Source organism: Cohnella faecalis (assembly GCF_003570905.1).
Taxonomy (GTDB): domain Bacteria; phylum Bacillota; class Bacilli; order Paenibacillales; family Paenibacillaceae; genus Cohnella; species Cohnella faecalis.
Genome location: NZ_QXJM01000025.1, coordinates 1 through 15188 on the forward strand (window position 1 = coordinate 1; position 15188 = coordinate 15188).

Sequence of the window (15188 nt, forward strand, 5' to 3'; positions counted from 1 at the left end):
CACGAGACGATTCGGGTCCGTCGTCGCCACGACGACTCTTGCCACCTTCTCGGCGATAAGCCTGTCGCAGCAAGGCGGCGTCCTGCCGTGATGGCTGCACGGCTCAAGCGTCACATAGGCTGTCGCGCCTTCGGCATCCTTGCCTGCCATATTAAGCGCATGGACTTCGGCATGCGCCTCACCTCTTTTAGATGCGCCCCCATGCCTAGAATGCGGCCGGTCTTTGACGACGACGCACCCCGACGACGGGGTTTGACGCCGGTTTGACCGGAAGCCCATTCGCCAACTGCAAGGCGAGACGCATGTAATACTCATCGTTTTAGCAGTTCCATGCTTCGCCTCCTTCCTTCTTATCGACTCTTCGGAAAACAACAAAAAGTCCCGCAAGCGCAAGACGCTAACGGGGACATGTAGGCACAGCGATAAAAAAGCCTCTACATTCGCGGCACGAACGGCATCGCTAACAGAACCGGAGTCTAGTCGTAAATCGACCGAACAGCCGAGTCCTGGGCGCAATCCGACGTTGTGAAAAAAAGAACAAATCAAAGCGTTCTACTTCTCGTCTAGGGTATGCGCCAAGATGCGTACGTGACGCGGCAAGGCCGCGCTGCGCTTCCTTCTCCCATCCAGACTGTCACTGTCGGTCCCGGAATTGCACCGGGTCCACCGCCGTCTCCGCGATTCGATCGAAGGAGACAGACGGGTCACGGACTGACGGCGGCACGCGAACGATTGTCGTCCGCGCCGCGCCGATCACCGCCGGGGGGAATTACACCCCGCCCGAAAGTAAGCTGCTAATTGAAAGTTAGTTTACCACCCGACGAGGAAAATTGCAATTCCGACCGTCGAATCAATGGGCCCAGAAAACGAGCGATTTCATGTCGCGTTCGGCGCCAAGCTCTAGCAGCGATTCCCTGTATCGGTCTCAAGCACGGGAGAACCGTTCCATTCGTCGATGACGATTTTGGCCTTTTTTTGCCTGCGAAGCATGACGTAGAGCACATTTTTCAATAATGCCGCTCCCGAGTCTTCGGCATTCTCCGCATCGTCGGCGGCTGCCCGAAAAAATCCTTTTTCCGTTATTTTCGATCCAGTAAAGCCATCGTCCCGCCGTACAAAACCAAATAGTTGCCTGGTTTTCTCGAATACTTTTCCTTGTGTGCGGAATGAGGCCAGTCGGCTGCCAATCCATAGGGATTCGCAGGATCGACCGAGCTCAAGACGGTAAGCGCCACCTGCCAAGTTCCGGCAGCGGCTGCCGCATCGAATCCGCCGATTCCTTCGTCGAGAATTGAAGGGACGCTTCTCCGCGCAAATAGGCGCCTCGGGTTAATGTCCCCCACTCCTCCAGCCTGATGAGAACGGGGTATATCGCATCCCATGAGAACGGAGTCAGCTTGACGAGCTCTTTATTGATCATGCCGAAGCTTTTCATAAGATGGCCCGCCCATTGAACGGCCGACCGGCCAAGTACGTCCTCTTGCTTTCCTCCACCGGATCCGGATGAACGGGGCTCGTCAAGCTCGCCGATCCAGTACCATCTTCCGAAGCCCGACCCGAATTTCGAGGAGCTCTTGCCGCCTTTGGCATGCAACGAGAGACGAAGAGGCGCGAATTGATCGTTGGACGCTCTTCCTTCCCATACGAGATCGAGCAAATCGGCCAGAACCTCGGAAGGAGGCTTGCCTTCTTCCCTGCTAAGCTTGGTGAGGAAGCTCGCTCCCTCTTCCTTCAGCTTGCGCAGCAAGCCCGGATGCTTGGTCGGAGTATCCGCCTTATGAATCGCTTGAATGAACGGAGCGAGCAGTTCCTTGGACTCCGCCAGGAAAAAGGCGACTTTCCCTTCCTTGTCGCCATCTTCCTTGCGACCGATCCAGATCACTTCTCCGGAACCGCACAGCAAGTCCAGATCCTCTTTGCGATAGGCGGATAAACGGGAAGGAAACAGAATCGTCTCCCACTGGGACAATGGTGCGAACAACCCCTGCAGCGCAGCGATAACCGTGCGCAGTCCGTCATAGCCTTGCTGCTGGCTGCCTTGCAGCGCGTGCTGCAACAGAGCGATATGGCCGCACCATCGTACCGGATCGACCGGCTCGGTCTGCCGCCGGGCTTGTCCGACGGAGAGCCGAATCAACCGCGATGCTACCTTCGAGCTCGTCCAGATGCGCTCTTGATCGTCGGCGGCGTGAGGCGATCTTTGCAGCCGATCCTGCGAAATCAGCTCGTTGGCTATCCGAGTGGCCTCGGCCAAGGTTAAGACCGGATAACGTTCGCACAGCTCAGGTTCGGTAAAAGAGAGACGATTGTCCGCGTAGCGGCCGACGATGAACGATACGGAGTCCGCCGAACTCGGAAAATGCTCGTAAAGCTCTCTTTCATCGGCGCAAATCCAGCGAAGCTCGCCATCTCCCGCAATATCGAGAGGAGTGAGGCGGCCTCGTTCATGCATAAGCTCCAGCCATTCCAGAGCGCCGGCTCCCGCCAGCTTGCTTATTTCGGCTGCGGTCATGTCGCCACGACCTTTCAGCAGCGGCACCAAATCTTCCGCGCGCTCAAGCGCCCTATCCGGCTCGGCGAGCCGGCGGCTTTCCTCGTCGACGATCGTCGACGGCACGGCGCTCCGGGCGGAGTCGGCCCCGAAAAGCTGCTGTGCCAGCTCCTTGCTGACGCTCATCAATTGAAGCTTGAGCGTTTCGTCGATGCCGTCTCCTCGTAAATCCGCATATTCACGTAATCCGCCAAAAATTTGGATGCGAACGGAGAAGGATGTCCGGTTTCCCGCACGACGACCTCTATCTCGCCGTCGCGAATGTTTTCCAGCACTCGCTTGAGACGATCGCAGTCCAAATATTCGTACAGACATACCTTCATCGCTTCCCGCAAATAGGGGAACCGTTCCGCGTACGGCATCGCGTCGCGCAGCAGCTCTTCGCTTCGAAGGCGCTGCTGCCAGAGAGGAGTTCGAGTAAAGCTGCGAGAAAGGAGCAGCGCCGTCTCGGCGATTCGTCGGAACGCGACCGCGAGAAACGGGGAACCTGCGATCGCCTCCGTCAGCAGACTCTCCACGTTCGAAGGCGTCACCTGGCTGATCGTCCGCAGCCACGACGCATCCCATTCCGGCAGCACGAATTCGATGCCGTCGTCCTTGGCGTTCCCATACATCCGGTACGGCAGCAGCTGCTCGAACTGGCGCTCGATCGCAAGCTGCCAAGCCCGATTGACCCGGCGGCCAAAATGATTCAGCACGATAACGTGCGTCTGGTTCGTCAAGTCCTTGTACGTCTCGATTACGATGCGACGGTCCGTCGGCAGCTCGCTGGCTTGACTCTGCGAACGGATCGTCCCGATGAGCAGATCCGCGGAGTCGGCGTCCATCCCGTACCGTTCCGCAAGAAAGCTCATGATCTCCTCTTCGACAGAGCGGGTATTATCCTCCGTCACCGAATGGCCGGACGCCAGCCGATCCGTCATTTCCCGTAAAAATGCGCCGATCCTTGCGCCCAATTCATAAGAACGCGATCCCGATTCATTGCGCCAAAAAGGAACCTCGCTGAACCGGTTCGCCGCTTCGCTGACGTAGACGCGGTCCTTTCGGATGTCGCGAATTATCCATGAGCTCGTCCCAAGCTGGAACACATCGCCAACCCGGCTCTCCTGAATAAACTCTTCGTCGAGCTCTCCGAGGTGGACTCGGCTGTCAAGATGATGTACCGGATAGCCGCCGCTTTGCGGAATCGTACCCGCGCCCACGATCGCAGCCATCGCGGAAGCGCCGCCTTTCCTGCGGACCGTCCCATCCTCTCGATCCCATTCGAGCAGCGGGCGCGCAAACGGATAAAAGCCGGACAGCACTTGCAGAAGCTCTTCCAGCCTTTCGCGAGGCAAGTCGAAATAGCTGTCGCTCCGCACAATCAGACCATACAGCTCGGCAAGGCTCCAATCGTTCATTGCCGCCATCGCCACGATTTGCTGGGAGAGCACGTCCATCGCCTGGCGAGGGACGCGTATTTCCTCGATATCCCGCGCGGCGATTTGCCGGCTTAGCACGGCGATTTCCGGCAAGTTTCCTTTTTGCCGCGACAAAATAACGCCTCGGCTCGTTTCCCCGACCGCGTGACCGGCGCGGCCGATTCGCTGAATGCCGGAAGCGGCCGAAATCGGGGAATCGATCTGAATGACGAGATCGACGTGTCCGACATCGATGCCGAGCTCCAGCGACGAGGTGGCGACAATGCAGCGCAGCTCTCCGGCTTTCAGCAGCCGTTCGACCTCCAGCCGTCTTTCCCGGGACATGCTGCCGTGATGGGTGCGGGACATCTCGTAGCCGACATGATCGTTCAGCCGCAAGCAAAGCCGCTCGCAAAGCCTGCGGCTGCCTACGAACAACAGAACGGAACGGCATCCCTCCATAAGCTCCACGATTCGGTCAAGCAGCGGGAGCCACACTTGCTCGCGGGACGATGCGACTCTGCTCGGGTCGGGCATCGTTACGGATACGCTCAGCGCCTTTTCCATCGCGCTCTCGACAACGGTTACCGCACGCGGAAAATAACCGAGCGGGTGTTCCGTGCCTCCCCGCTCGCCGGAAGGCTCCCAGCCTCCCAGAAATCGGGCGACTCGTTCCAAGGGCTTTTTGCGTCGCAGACACGCCGATTCTTTGAACAGGCCGCCTGCACACCCATTCGAGCCTCTCGAGCGACAGCGTGAGATGGGAGCCGCGCTTATCCGCAGCCATGTCGTGAATTTCATCGACGATTACATGCCGGACGGTGCCGAGCATGGCGCTCCCTTTTTGCGACGTCAGCAAAATATACAACGACTCGGGGGTCGTCACGAGCACGTCCGGCGGCCGCTTCAGCATCGAAGCGCGAGCGGCGGAGCTCGTGTCGCCCGTCCGCACGGCGCAGCGAACGCCCGGCCAAGGCCGGCCGCTTCTCGCCGCCCTGCCGTCCAGCTCTTCGGTAAAGCGGGCAACATGGTGGAGAATGTCGTTGTTTAGAGCTCTAAGAGGCGTAATATATAAAATTCGAACGCCCGGATGCCATCCTGCGGCAGCTCCCGCTTCATCGGACTTCTCCAGCTTCGCCCGTACAAGCTTGTCCAGACACGGAAGAAGCGCGGCGAGCGTCTTGCCCGACCCCGTCGGTGCGGCAATGAGCGTATGCCGTCCGTCCATGGCCGCACTCCAGGCTTGAAGCTGAACGTCCGTCGGTTCTCCGAACGATTCCGAGAACCATTCGCTTACAACGGGATGAAACGACAGGCTCTTCAACGTCGTCAAAGCACCGGCTCCCTCTCGTTTTGATGCCTAAAGCATACCACAACTTGACTTTTGCCCCAATCCGAGTAAAACGGTCTCTTTTTTTATCGTCAACTTACCGATAATCATATATGATAAAGAAAATATCCCTAACGCCGAAAGGTGGACTAATGACGAACTATGAACGAATCAACCGCCGTCCTCGTCAAGCGTAACAAATTGTTTGCCCGCATTTTGTGGGCGATGCTCGCGCTCGGCATCGCGTCCGACCTGATGATCGGAGCAAGCTTCAACATTATTATGACGTTGGCCGTCGTCGGAGCCGTCACCTGCGCGATCGCGACAATCATGGCGTACAAGGAAATCGGCAGCGGGTACGTCATGTACGTCGTGCCGACCATTATCTCGGTTGTCACCTTTCTGCTCATTAACGGAGACACCGATCCCGTTCCCGGCACTTATTTTCTCGTGTACATGAACCTCGCCGTCATGACGCTGTACATGAATTACCGTCCGATTCTCTTTTCAGGCTTGCAAGGCATACTCATCACCACGTATTTCTACTCCGATCCCTTTTTCCGCGAGCATGTGTTTCCCAGACAGGATCTCTCTTACTTGTACTTGTACCTCATTCTCGTCATCGCGGCGCTGTTCTTTTCCACCCGATTCGCCGAGCAATTGCAGCAAAGCGTGCTAAAGAACGAAAAGCTCGCGCTGCAAGCGAAAGAAAAGACCGAAGCGCTCCTGCACAACATCGGCGACTCCATCGGCACTCTCCAGGAAGTGAGCGGACGGCTGAAGAGCAACATGACCGGAACGGAAGCGATCTCCCGCGAAATGACGCAATCGTTCGGAGAAATCGCCGCCACGATCGAGAGCCAGACGTCGACGATCGAGAGCATCAACGATTCGATCCAATCGGTCGACGAGGTCGTAACGGACGTCTACGCAGGTTACGACAAGCTGCAGCATAAGGCGAACCGGACATCGGAGCTGACCGACTCGAGCAAATCGGACATGCATTCGCTGTCGGAAGAGATGAAGCGGATGGACGATATGATGGCCGGGACGGTTAAGCTCATGGGCGAATTAACCGAGCAAAATCGGCATATCGGCACCATCGTCTCCACGATCGGCGACATTTCCAATCAGACCAACCTGCTCGCTCTCAACGCCAGCATAGAAGCCGCGCGCGCAGGCGAGCACGGCAAAGGATTCGCGGTCGTATCCGGCGAAGTCCGGAAGCTGGCCGAGCATGCGAAGCAAGCGACCGAAGCGATTTCGCGCATTCTCGGCTCCATCAACGTCAAGGTCAAGGAGCTTGCCTTGCAGATCGATGCCGGGCAAGCGACCGTCTCCTCGGGAATCGGCATGACGCACCATCTGGCACGCACGCTTGCCGTCATCGGGGAAAACAACGTCATCGTCAGCGAGCAATCCGAATTCGTGCGCGCATCGGTCGACCGCCTGCGTTCGGAGTACGCGCACATCGCCGATGAAGTAATGATGATCGCCTCCCAGACGCGGCAGAACTTATCTTCCGTTGCCGAAGTAAGCGCCAGTCTTGGCAATCAGGACTCGCACATCCGCGACATCGTCGGCCATTACGAGAGGCTCGATCTGCTGATCGGCGAATTGAACAAGCTGCGCAAGGAAAGTGCATAACGAAGCTTGCCGGCTATACCCGCCGAAACCGAATCGCCGACCGCGCAAAAAAACCGTCAGGGCTTTAGGCAGCCCCGGCGGTTTTTTCTGCGAACAGGATTATTCTCATGAAATACGTGTCCTTTTTACAACTCATACCACTATCCCTTTCGTTCAGAAACGCACGAAAAAAGAAGCGAGATGGAGTTTCTGAGGCAAGGGGATAGTGGTACCGCGAAGAGAAATCCCCTATTAAATCGCAACCTTCTCCGTTTGTCCGAACTCATGCGACGGCACCAGCCAAGGATACCGCTCTTTGTTGCCATAGACATCGTGGACATGCAAAATAGCCGGAACGACGCGAGCCCCTTTGTAATATGGACGATCCTCCGAAACGCAGTCGATCGGAATGCGGAACGATACCTTGAGCGCACGATAGAACACCGGGTCGAGCAGAGATACGAAATAGCGTATGCCCTCCTGCTCCGCGAACAGCGTCATTGCGGTCAGCATTTTGCCGATGTGCTTTCCTCTATGCGCCTTCAAGATCGCCACCTTGTCGACTTCCATGACGGCGTCGGGTGATTCGCGTAACAAAATCGAAGCTTGAAAAGGAGCTACCTGATCAATCGAGGCGTAACCCGGAATATAGCGCTTGAACTCGACCGTTCCGACCGCCGTCTCATCGTCGAGAATGAGCAATCGATGCGATTCCTCGTTCGATGGTTCGAGCTCAAATCCTTTTTCGAGCCATGCCTCTTGCCAGATGCTGTCAAATTGAGATTGATCCTGCGGGCCAATCACCCTCTTGTACATTAAAAATCCCTCCCTTCGCATGATAGTCGGGACCGTTCGCCCCATTACTATCATACGAATGAAAGGGATTTTCCGAAAGTCATTGTCGAGCAATTGATTCTTAAGAATCACCTTGAAAGGGGATTCAATATACCTATATTCCTACCTCTATACTCGCATTTGTCGAACCGCACTAACAAAAACAGCTTCTAGAGGGGACGAGGTCATTGAATTACACCGTTTCCGATACTTTGATCGATTCGAATTTGTCGCCGCCTTTGAATTGGTCGACATGCTCCATACCGGAGACGACTTTGCCGAATACGGTATGAACGCCGTCCAGATGCGGCTGAGGCGCGTACACGATGTAAAACTGGCTGCCGCCCGTGTTTTTGCCGCGATGAGCCATGGCAAGCGCGCCGCGCTCATGCTTGTTCGGATTGATTTCGCAATCGATCTCGTAGCCGGGGCCTCCCGTGCCGTTGCCGTTCGGGCAACCGCCTTGCGCGACGAAGCCCGGAATGACGCGATGGAACGACAGGTTGTCGTAAAAACCGGTGTTGGCCAGCTTCTCGAAGTTGGCTACCGTGTTAGGAGCGTCTTTATCGAACAGCTCCACAACGACCTCGTTGCCGTTCGCTAATTTGATTACCGCTTGCTTGCTCATAGTTATCCCTCTTTCTTTGGCATATGTACGTGAAAAAGCGAGCACGCGTAAACATGCTCGCTTTCCAGTTTACTTCGAAACGGGTTCCTTACGCAAACGAGCGGGCAACAAGTCGTTGCCGACGATGTTGTCGTACGATTCGCGAGCTACGACCAGATCGGCCTGGCCATCCTTCACGAAGACGACAGCAGGGCGGCGGATCCGGTTGTAGTTGCTGGCCATTGCGTAATTGTATGCGCCGGTGCAGAACACGGCGAGCAGATCTCCGGACTCTACTTTAGGCAGATTCAAATCCCAGATCAGCATGTCGCCGCTTTCGCAGCATTTGCCGGCGACGGAGACGACTTCCTCGAGGGAATCGTTCGCACGGTTGGCGAGCACCGCTTCGTACTTCGATTCGTACAGCGCCGGGCGCGGGTTGTCGGTCATGCCGCCGTCAACGGCGATATATTTGCGCACGCCGGGAATGTCTTTGCTCGTGCCTACCGTGTACAAGGTCGTACCGGCGTCGCCTACGATGCTGCGGCCCGGCTCGATCCATACTTCCGGCAACGGGAAGTTCGCGTCGGCGCAGACGGACTTGACGGCGTCGGCGATGGCGTTCACGTAGACGCCCAGCGGAAGCGGCTTGTCGCCCTCAACGTAACGAATGCCGTAACCGCCGCCCAAGTTGAGGACGGTAAACGTGCGGCCGAGCTTCTCGCGGATTTCGACGGCGAAAGCGGCCACTTTTTCAACGGCCATGCGGAACCCTTCCACTTCGAAAATTTGCGAGCCGATATGGGAATGAACGCCGAGAATGTTCAAGTTCGCAAGACCGAGCGTCGTCTCGACGGCGCGGAACGCCGTGCCGTTGCCCAGGTCGAAGCCGAACTTGGAATCCTGTTGGCCGGTGGAGATGTAATCGTGCGTATGAGCCTCGACTCCCGGCGTGATGCGAAGCAGGACGTTAACGGTTTTGCCTTTGTCGGCGGCCAGCGCGTTCAGAAGGTGCAGCTCGTTGAAGTTGTCGACGACGAAGCAGCCGATGTTGGCGTCGAGCGCCATGTTGATTTCCTCCGGCGTCTTGTTGTTGCCGTGGAAGTGAATACGGTCGGCCGGGAAGCCGGCTTTCAGAGCCGTGTAAAGCTCGCCGTCGGAAACGACGTCAAGGCTCATGCCTTCCTCTTCGGCAACGCGGCACATCGCCATGACGCAGAATGCCTTGGAGGCGTAAGCGACCTGGAAGCGCAAGCCCGTCTGGCGGAATGCGCTCATGAATTCCTGAGCGCGTCCGCGAACGAGCGCCTCGTCGACGATATATAGAGGAGTTCCGAATTCCTTGGCGAGATCGGTAACGTCGCATCCTCCGATTTCCAAATGACCTTTAGCGTTAATTTTGCTTGTTCCATGCAAATACATTGGCTAGTTCCCCTTTTGCGCATTTTAGACTGAGTATAGCCGATATCGGCGCTCACGGAAATGGAGGAAATGCCAAAACTTTTGCATTCGTCGTCTTTTTAAGATCGATTTGGCTGCTTGTCGTCGATTTGCGGACGGTTAATGGATGGCCTCGATTTGTTGGTAGGCATCGGTTTGCGCAAGATGATGGACAGCAGCGCTTTTCCGTTAAAAGGAATGAAGGGCCACAAATACGGAGCGTTGAAGGAGCGCTCCAGAGCAAGGAACAGCACGATGAAAGTCGACCCGATGACAATGCCCGGCACCTGAAAAAACCACGCGGCCAGCAACAGAACGAGCCGAACGATCCGGTTGGCCAATCCAAGCTCATAGCTTGGCGTCGCGAACATTCCGATGGCCGATACGGACATGTACAGGATGACCTCGTTGACGAACAATCCCGTCTTGACGGCGATATCTCCGATCAAAATGGCGGACAGCAGCGTCATGGCCGTTACGAGCGGCGCAGGCGTGTGAACGGCGGCTAGCCGCAGCAGATCGACGCCGATTTCGGCGATCAGAAACTGTACGATCATCGGCAATTGGCCGGTTTTCTGCGCTCCGACGAACCAGAGCCAGGGCGGACGCAATTCCGGATTTTGCGCATATAGAAACCATATGGGCATGAGGAACATGGATGCCGCAATGCCTAGAAACCGAACCCAGCGCAAATAAGTTCCCATGAACGGATTTTGCCGATTTTCTTCCGCATGCTGTACCAAATCGAAATACGTCGTCGGAAGCAGAATCGCGCTGGGCGAAGTATCGACAATAACCGTAATGCTTCCATCCAGCAGCTGCGCCGCCACGACGTCCGGTCGTTCGGTATATCGGACGAGCGGGAACGGGCTCCATTGGCTCATTCCTTTGTGAACGGTCAGCTCCTCAAGCTGCTTGTCGGCAAGCGGTATGCCGTCCACTTGAATCGCCTTGATCTTGTCGCGGACGGATTCGACCAGCTTCGGATCGGCAATATCTTCGATGTAGCCGATCGTCACGTCGGTCTGGGTTCGCTCGCCTACCTTCATCATTTCGAACCGGACCTTCGGATCCCGAAGCCTTCTGCGAATGAGAGCTACGTTCATAAGCAGCGTCTCGACGAATCCGTCGCGGCTCCCTCGGACGACTTTCTCCAATGTCGGCTGATCCGGCATGCGCGCCGGATAAGTTTTGGCGTCGATCAGCAGCACGGCCGGCACCCCGTCGACATACAACGCCGTATTGCCCATCAGAACTTCGTCGATCATCTCTTTGAACGAAGAGGATCGCTTAATCTGAATCGCGGGAACGTATTCTTCGAAAAAAGCTTCAAGCGCATCGTGCGACAAGTTGTCCGGCTGCAAATAAGTAAGCCGCTTCAAAATTTCGGTCAGAGCGCTGTCTTTGGCGAAAACGCTAAAAAACAGTATCGCGGTGCGCCTCTCTCCGAACGTCATTTCCCGGACCTGCACATCGAAGCTGGCATCCAGACCAAGCGCGGGCTTCAGCCGCTTTTTCCATTCGTCGATTTCGTCGGGAATTTCGTCGCTTTCGCTGATCTTCGCAGACCGCTTCCGCTCCTCCCCCCGCTTCCCTTCGCCGGAAGAACGGAACTTCTCCTCGTCGTCGCCTTTGTCCAAGGACGATAAGAAATCGTCGCGTCGGTTCAAATCCATGCTGCCGTGTTCGGTCGTTTCCATGTTGTCCCTCCCAAGCTAGTGATGTACCCATAGCCAATCGAAAAGCGAGCCGACCACCTTCCCGAGCACCATTGCGACGAGCAGCGTGAACAAGTAAGGCTGCAGCTTCAGCCGCTTCGATACGATCGGAATGACGTTCAGCACTTCCGTCAACGCCGCGGCGAACATGCCGACGAACAAGCCGTGAAAGACAGCGGGAGCGAGCAGCACGAACGCCGGAAGAGCCGCTTTCCAATCGAACAAATCCGCCGAGCTCCAGAAGAGCGTCCCGAGCAGGATGCTCGATTCGAAGACGACGGATTTCCGGTAAGCTCTTGTAAGCTGCACGAGCCTCGGGATCAGGTCGAGCATGATGAGCAGCGCAATAAACGCGCTTCCGACCGTGAATCCCCCGGCAATACCGATGACGGCGAGCAATCCGCCCGACAACCACTCATGCACGAGGCTTGTTCGCCTCCTCTTCATGCTTTTTGCGGTATTCCTCGGTAATGACGTAATGATTGACGTTTTCCTGATACATGAACATTTCGACTTCAAGCGGATTAGGCTCGTCGTTCAGCCGCTTTCGCAGGAGACGGTTGAAAAAAAGCAGCATGCCGAGCCCGACGCCGAACGAATACGGAATTTGAAACAGCCACGGATGAACCGCCTTTTTTCCCGTAATGAGCTCCGCGATCCGCTGCTGCACGACTGCCATATCGACGTCGGCGTGAAAGTTCATGATTGCCATTCCCGAGCCGAAGAACAGCAAAACCCACGCCAGCGCCAGGAGCGCCAGACGGGGTTTGACTTCGTCGCCCGAAGGCGTAATTTCGAGCAGCACGTGGGGCTCCCCGAACACTTCGATCGTAATGCCAGGCTCCGCTTCGCGAATGGCCTTCACGACCTGCAGCATGTCGATTAGCAGCAAGCTGCCGTCCTTGCTTGCGATTTGATGAATGGGAAGTCCCTTGAGGCGTCGTTCCGCCGCTTCGTCCGTCACCAGCCTTGCAACGTCTCCGAGCGTGACGAGCGATTCGGGACGGGCGACGACTCTTCGGCGCAGACGAACGTAAACAACGGATGGCATCGGGCGAAGCTTGCCTCCCTCCGCGCGATTGGCCGCGCTGTGCGCTTTCCGGTTATTATGGGACGGAATGGGGTTGAATAGTCGGGGTTTGAGGAAAATGGCGGGAGGCTTCTGCCGAACGAGGCAAATTGCCGAAACCGATCCAAGCGAACGGAACGAAACGGGCCGCAAGCTCAACCGTCGCCCAGGACGCTCCGAGCATGACAAGCCAGCTGCCCAAATAGCGGAAATGGGACGGCCAGGAGATGCCGAAACCAGGCATGTACCGGTCGTAGAAGAGGAGGAAGAGCAAATGAATCAAGTAAATGCCGAAGGAGTACTGGCCGAGACGGTGGAGGGGCCTCGATACGAAGCCGGGCCAATATTTTTGAATAAAAAACGCAGCCTGAAACAGCGCCAAAGCGGCAAAGACGCACTGAAAATTCCACAATAGCTCGTACCATAACGAATCGTACCTCGTTCCGTATGAACGGGCATTGAAGTAGATCGTCACGTGAGCCATCGACAACATAAGCCAGACCGACCAAATGACCGACCATCCGATGCGATAGGCTCGAACTTTTCTTTTTTGATTATTGCGGTTCAAAAGCCCGTTCTTTATTTTCGGATAATAGATGCCCATCGCGGCCCCCAGCATGAAGAAGGAGAAATAGGACAAAGACCAGCTGCCCTTGTCAGGAACCTGCCATGCATACTTGTTCAGAAGCACGAACCCCCATTGGACGGCGAAGCCGAGCGGAACAAGCCACCTAGCGATAGCTTTCCAGCGCTGGACGGCCGCCAGCAGCAGAGGAAACAGCAGGTAGAATTGAATGCTGATGAATACAAAATAAAGGTGAGCGAACGCCTTCCCCGCAATGAGCTTCTGTCCGAACAATAGCAGGGACTCGCGCGAAAGGATGGGATGATGGCCGTATCTCTGGGTCAATAGAAAATAAACGGCTGAGAAAACGACGTACGGGATCATAATGTAAAGCAGCCTTTTCTTGTAAAAGCCCGCGATAAGCTTGATATCGATCGGACGGGAATAGTAGGAATAGAACAAGACAAAGCTGCTTAACAGAATGAACGTCGGCGTTCCGATTTTCATGAAAATGTTAATGAAATTGTAAAAATAGTAGTAGCCCGACTCCTTCATCGCTACCGTAGCGGAAGCGCTCGCATGAACGCTTAGCACACATATGATCGCCATAGCCCGCACAAGCTGAAGCTCCGGAATTTTCCCATTCTCGTCTTTCGGTATCGTTGCCATGGCCGCTCCTCTCTTCGTCTCTATTCTCCTTCGTTAACTCCATTATTTTCATACTGTGTTAACGGAGAATAAAAAAACATCCGCCATTATGTAAACAAACCCCCGGCCTATGAAAGGCAACGGAGGTTTGTCGAGGAACATCCTGCTATAGACCGCTATTGGGCGATCTGATCTTTAATATTTTGCAATATTTTTTTCTCCAGCCGGCTGACTTGCACTTGCGAAATTCCGAGACGGCCGGCGACCTCCGACTGCGTCTGATCCCGAAAGTAGCGCAAATAGACGATGAGCCGCTCGCGCTCGCTAAGCCCTTGGATCGCTTCGGTAAGCGCAAGCTTGTCGAACCACCGCTCCTGCGAATCGTCCGCGATTTGATCCATCAGCGTGATCGGATCGCCGTCGTTCTCGAAGACGGTCTCGTGGATGGAAGCCGGAGGCTTGTTCGCCTCTTGGGCGAAGACGATTTCCTCGGGTGTAACGCCGAGCTCCTCCGCCACTTCCCCAATCGTCGGCAGCCGGCCTAGCCGCTTCGATAGCTCGTCCTTTACCTTCCGTACCCGGTTAGCCATTTCCTTCAATGAACGGCTGACCTTGAGCGTCCCGTCGTCGCGCAAAAACCGCTGAATTTCCCCGATGATCATGGGAACCGCATAGGTGGAAAATTTGACATCGTAGGACAGATCGAATTTGTCGACCGACTTGAGCAAGCCGATGCAGCCGATCTGAAACAGATCGTCGCTGTCGTAGCCCCGGTTCGCGAACCGTCCGACGACGGACCAGACGAGCCGTATATTGCTGTTCACGAGCGAATCGCGCGCCGTCGTGTCTCCGGATTGGCTAAGCGCAATGAGCCGCTTCACCTCCGAATCGTCCAGAAAAGCGGGCGGCGACGTTCGTTTCCATTCCAGGTCCATTCCTTCAACCCCTGCCGCGAGGTAATTTTAGTTGAACAACGCTTTTTTGGACTCGATTCGCTTTTTCATCCGAAGACGCGTACCTCCGCCGGGCGCGCTGTCCACCTCGAATTCATCCATGAAATTTTCCATAATCGTAAAGCCCATGCCGGAACGCTCCAGCTCCGGACGCGATGTAAAGAGCGGCTGGCGCGCCAAGTCCAAATCCTCGATTCCGCGGCCTTGATCGGAAATCGACAGCGATACCGTATCCCCGTCGATTTCCGCTTCCAGCGTCACGACGCCGTTCGCGGAGCCGTCGTAGCCATGAATAATCGCGTTCGTCACCGCTTCGGAGACGACCGTCTTCATCTCGTCGAGCTGATCGAGCGTCGGATCGAGCTGAGAGACGAAGGAAGCGACGACGATACGGGCGAAGCTCTCGTTCTCCGAGCGCGCCGCGAAAGAAAGCTTCATGAAATTGGA

Annotated in this window: 14 protein-coding genes and 1 riboswitch; of the genes, 1 reads left to right on the top strand and 13 read right to left on the bottom strand. The window is 55.9% G+C overall.

The genetic code is table 11. From position 1 onward, the window contains the following. The 4 genes from D3H35_RS05380 to D3H35_RS32095 form a co-directional block, all read right to left on the bottom strand. The coding region (locus D3H35_RS05380) for a deaminase (protein WP_411675128.1) at nt 1-315 on the bottom strand (315 nt) is incomplete at its 3' end. 295 nt (nt 316-610) lie between these two features. Further along, nucleotides 611-793, bottom strand: a riboswitch (FMN riboswitch). 423 nt (nt 794-1216) lie between these two features. Then, entirely contained in the window at nt 1217-2677 is a 1461-nt protein-coding gene (locus D3H35_RS32085; protein WP_233567775.1) for an Lhr family helicase, read from the bottom strand. Continuing rightward, nucleotides 2677-4518 (bottom strand): helicase-related protein, encoded by a 1842-nt coding sequence (locus D3H35_RS32090; RefSeq protein WP_233567776.1) that lies wholly within the window; start codon nt 4516-4518, stop codon nt 2677-2679. Before D3H35_RS32090 ends, D3H35_RS32085 begins: the two co-directional genes overlap by 1 nt. Next, nucleotides 4430-5284 (bottom strand): DEAD/DEAH box helicase, encoded by an 855-nt coding sequence (locus tag D3H35_RS32095; protein ID WP_233567777.1) that lies wholly within the window; start codon nt 5282-5284, stop codon nt 4430-4432. The genes D3H35_RS32090 and D3H35_RS32095 overlap by 89 nt, the downstream gene beginning before the upstream one ends. 159 nt (nt 5285-5443) lie before the next feature. On the opposite strand from D3H35_RS32095, the gene D3H35_RS05390 reads away from it, so the two are divergent. Next, entirely contained in the window at nt 5444-6928 is a 1485-nt protein-coding gene (locus tag D3H35_RS05390; protein ID WP_119148113.1) for a methyl-accepting chemotaxis protein, read from the top strand. 231 nt (nt 6929-7159) lie between these two features. Here the strand turns inward: D3H35_RS05390 and D3H35_RS05395 are convergent, their stop codons facing one another. The 9 genes from D3H35_RS05395 to spoIIAB all read right to left on the bottom strand — a co-directional run bounded on the left by D3H35_RS05395 (nt 7160) and on the right by spoIIAB (nt 15179). After that, a complete protein-coding gene (locus D3H35_RS05395) occupies nt 7160-7723 on the bottom strand; it encodes a GNAT family N-acetyltransferase (protein WP_158593961.1) in 564 nt (187 codons plus the stop codon). A 211-nt stretch (nt 7724-7934) separates the two neighbouring features. Then, nucleotides 7935-8369 (bottom strand): peptidylprolyl isomerase, encoded by a 435-nt coding sequence (locus D3H35_RS05400; RefSeq protein ID WP_119148115.1) that lies wholly within the window; start codon nt 8367-8369, stop codon nt 7935-7937. A gap of 69 nt (nt 8370-8438) precedes the next feature. Next, the gene (gene lysA / locus D3H35_RS05405) at nt 8439-9770 is read right to left on the bottom strand and encodes a diaminopimelate decarboxylase (protein WP_119148116.1); all 1332 of its coding nucleotides are present in this window, start codon (nt 9768-9770) and stop codon (nt 8439-8441) included. Between the two features lie 98 nt (nt 9771-9868). Continuing rightward, entirely contained in the window at nt 9869-11488 is a 1620-nt protein-coding gene (locus D3H35_RS05410; RefSeq protein WP_119148117.1) for a spore germination protein, read from the bottom strand. 15 nt (nt 11489-11503) lie between these two features. Then, a complete protein-coding gene (locus D3H35_RS05415) occupies nt 11504-11929 on the bottom strand; it encodes a stage V sporulation protein AB (protein WP_233567778.1) in 426 nt (141 codons plus the stop codon). Continuing rightward, nucleotides 11922-12557, bottom strand: a complete 636-nt coding sequence (locus D3H35_RS05420) for a stage V sporulation protein AA (protein ID WP_119148119.1) — start codon at nt 12555-12557, stop codon at nt 11922-11924. Before D3H35_RS05420 ends, D3H35_RS05415 begins: the two co-directional genes overlap by 8 nt. A 55-nt stretch (nt 12558-12612) precedes the next feature. Continuing rightward, nucleotides 12613-13809: an acyltransferase gene (locus D3H35_RS05425; protein ID WP_119148120.1), complete on the bottom strand. Its 1197-nt coding sequence runs from the start codon at nt 13807-13809 to the stop codon at nt 12613-12615. Between the two features lie 155 nt (nt 13810-13964). Next, nucleotides 13965-14723 carry an RNA polymerase sporulation sigma factor SigF gene (gene sigF / locus D3H35_RS05430; RefSeq protein ID WP_119148121.1) on the bottom strand — a complete coding sequence of 253 codons (759 nt, stop codon included), beginning with the start codon at nt 14721-14723 and terminating at the stop codon, nt 13965-13967. A gap of 27 nt (nt 14724-14750) precedes the next feature. Beyond that, nucleotides 14751-15179: an anti-sigma F factor gene (spoIIAB, locus tag D3H35_RS05435; RefSeq protein ID WP_119148166.1), complete on the bottom strand. Its 429-nt coding sequence runs from the start codon at nt 15177-15179 to the stop codon at nt 14751-14753. Between the last annotated feature and the right edge of the window lie 9 nt (nt 15180-15188).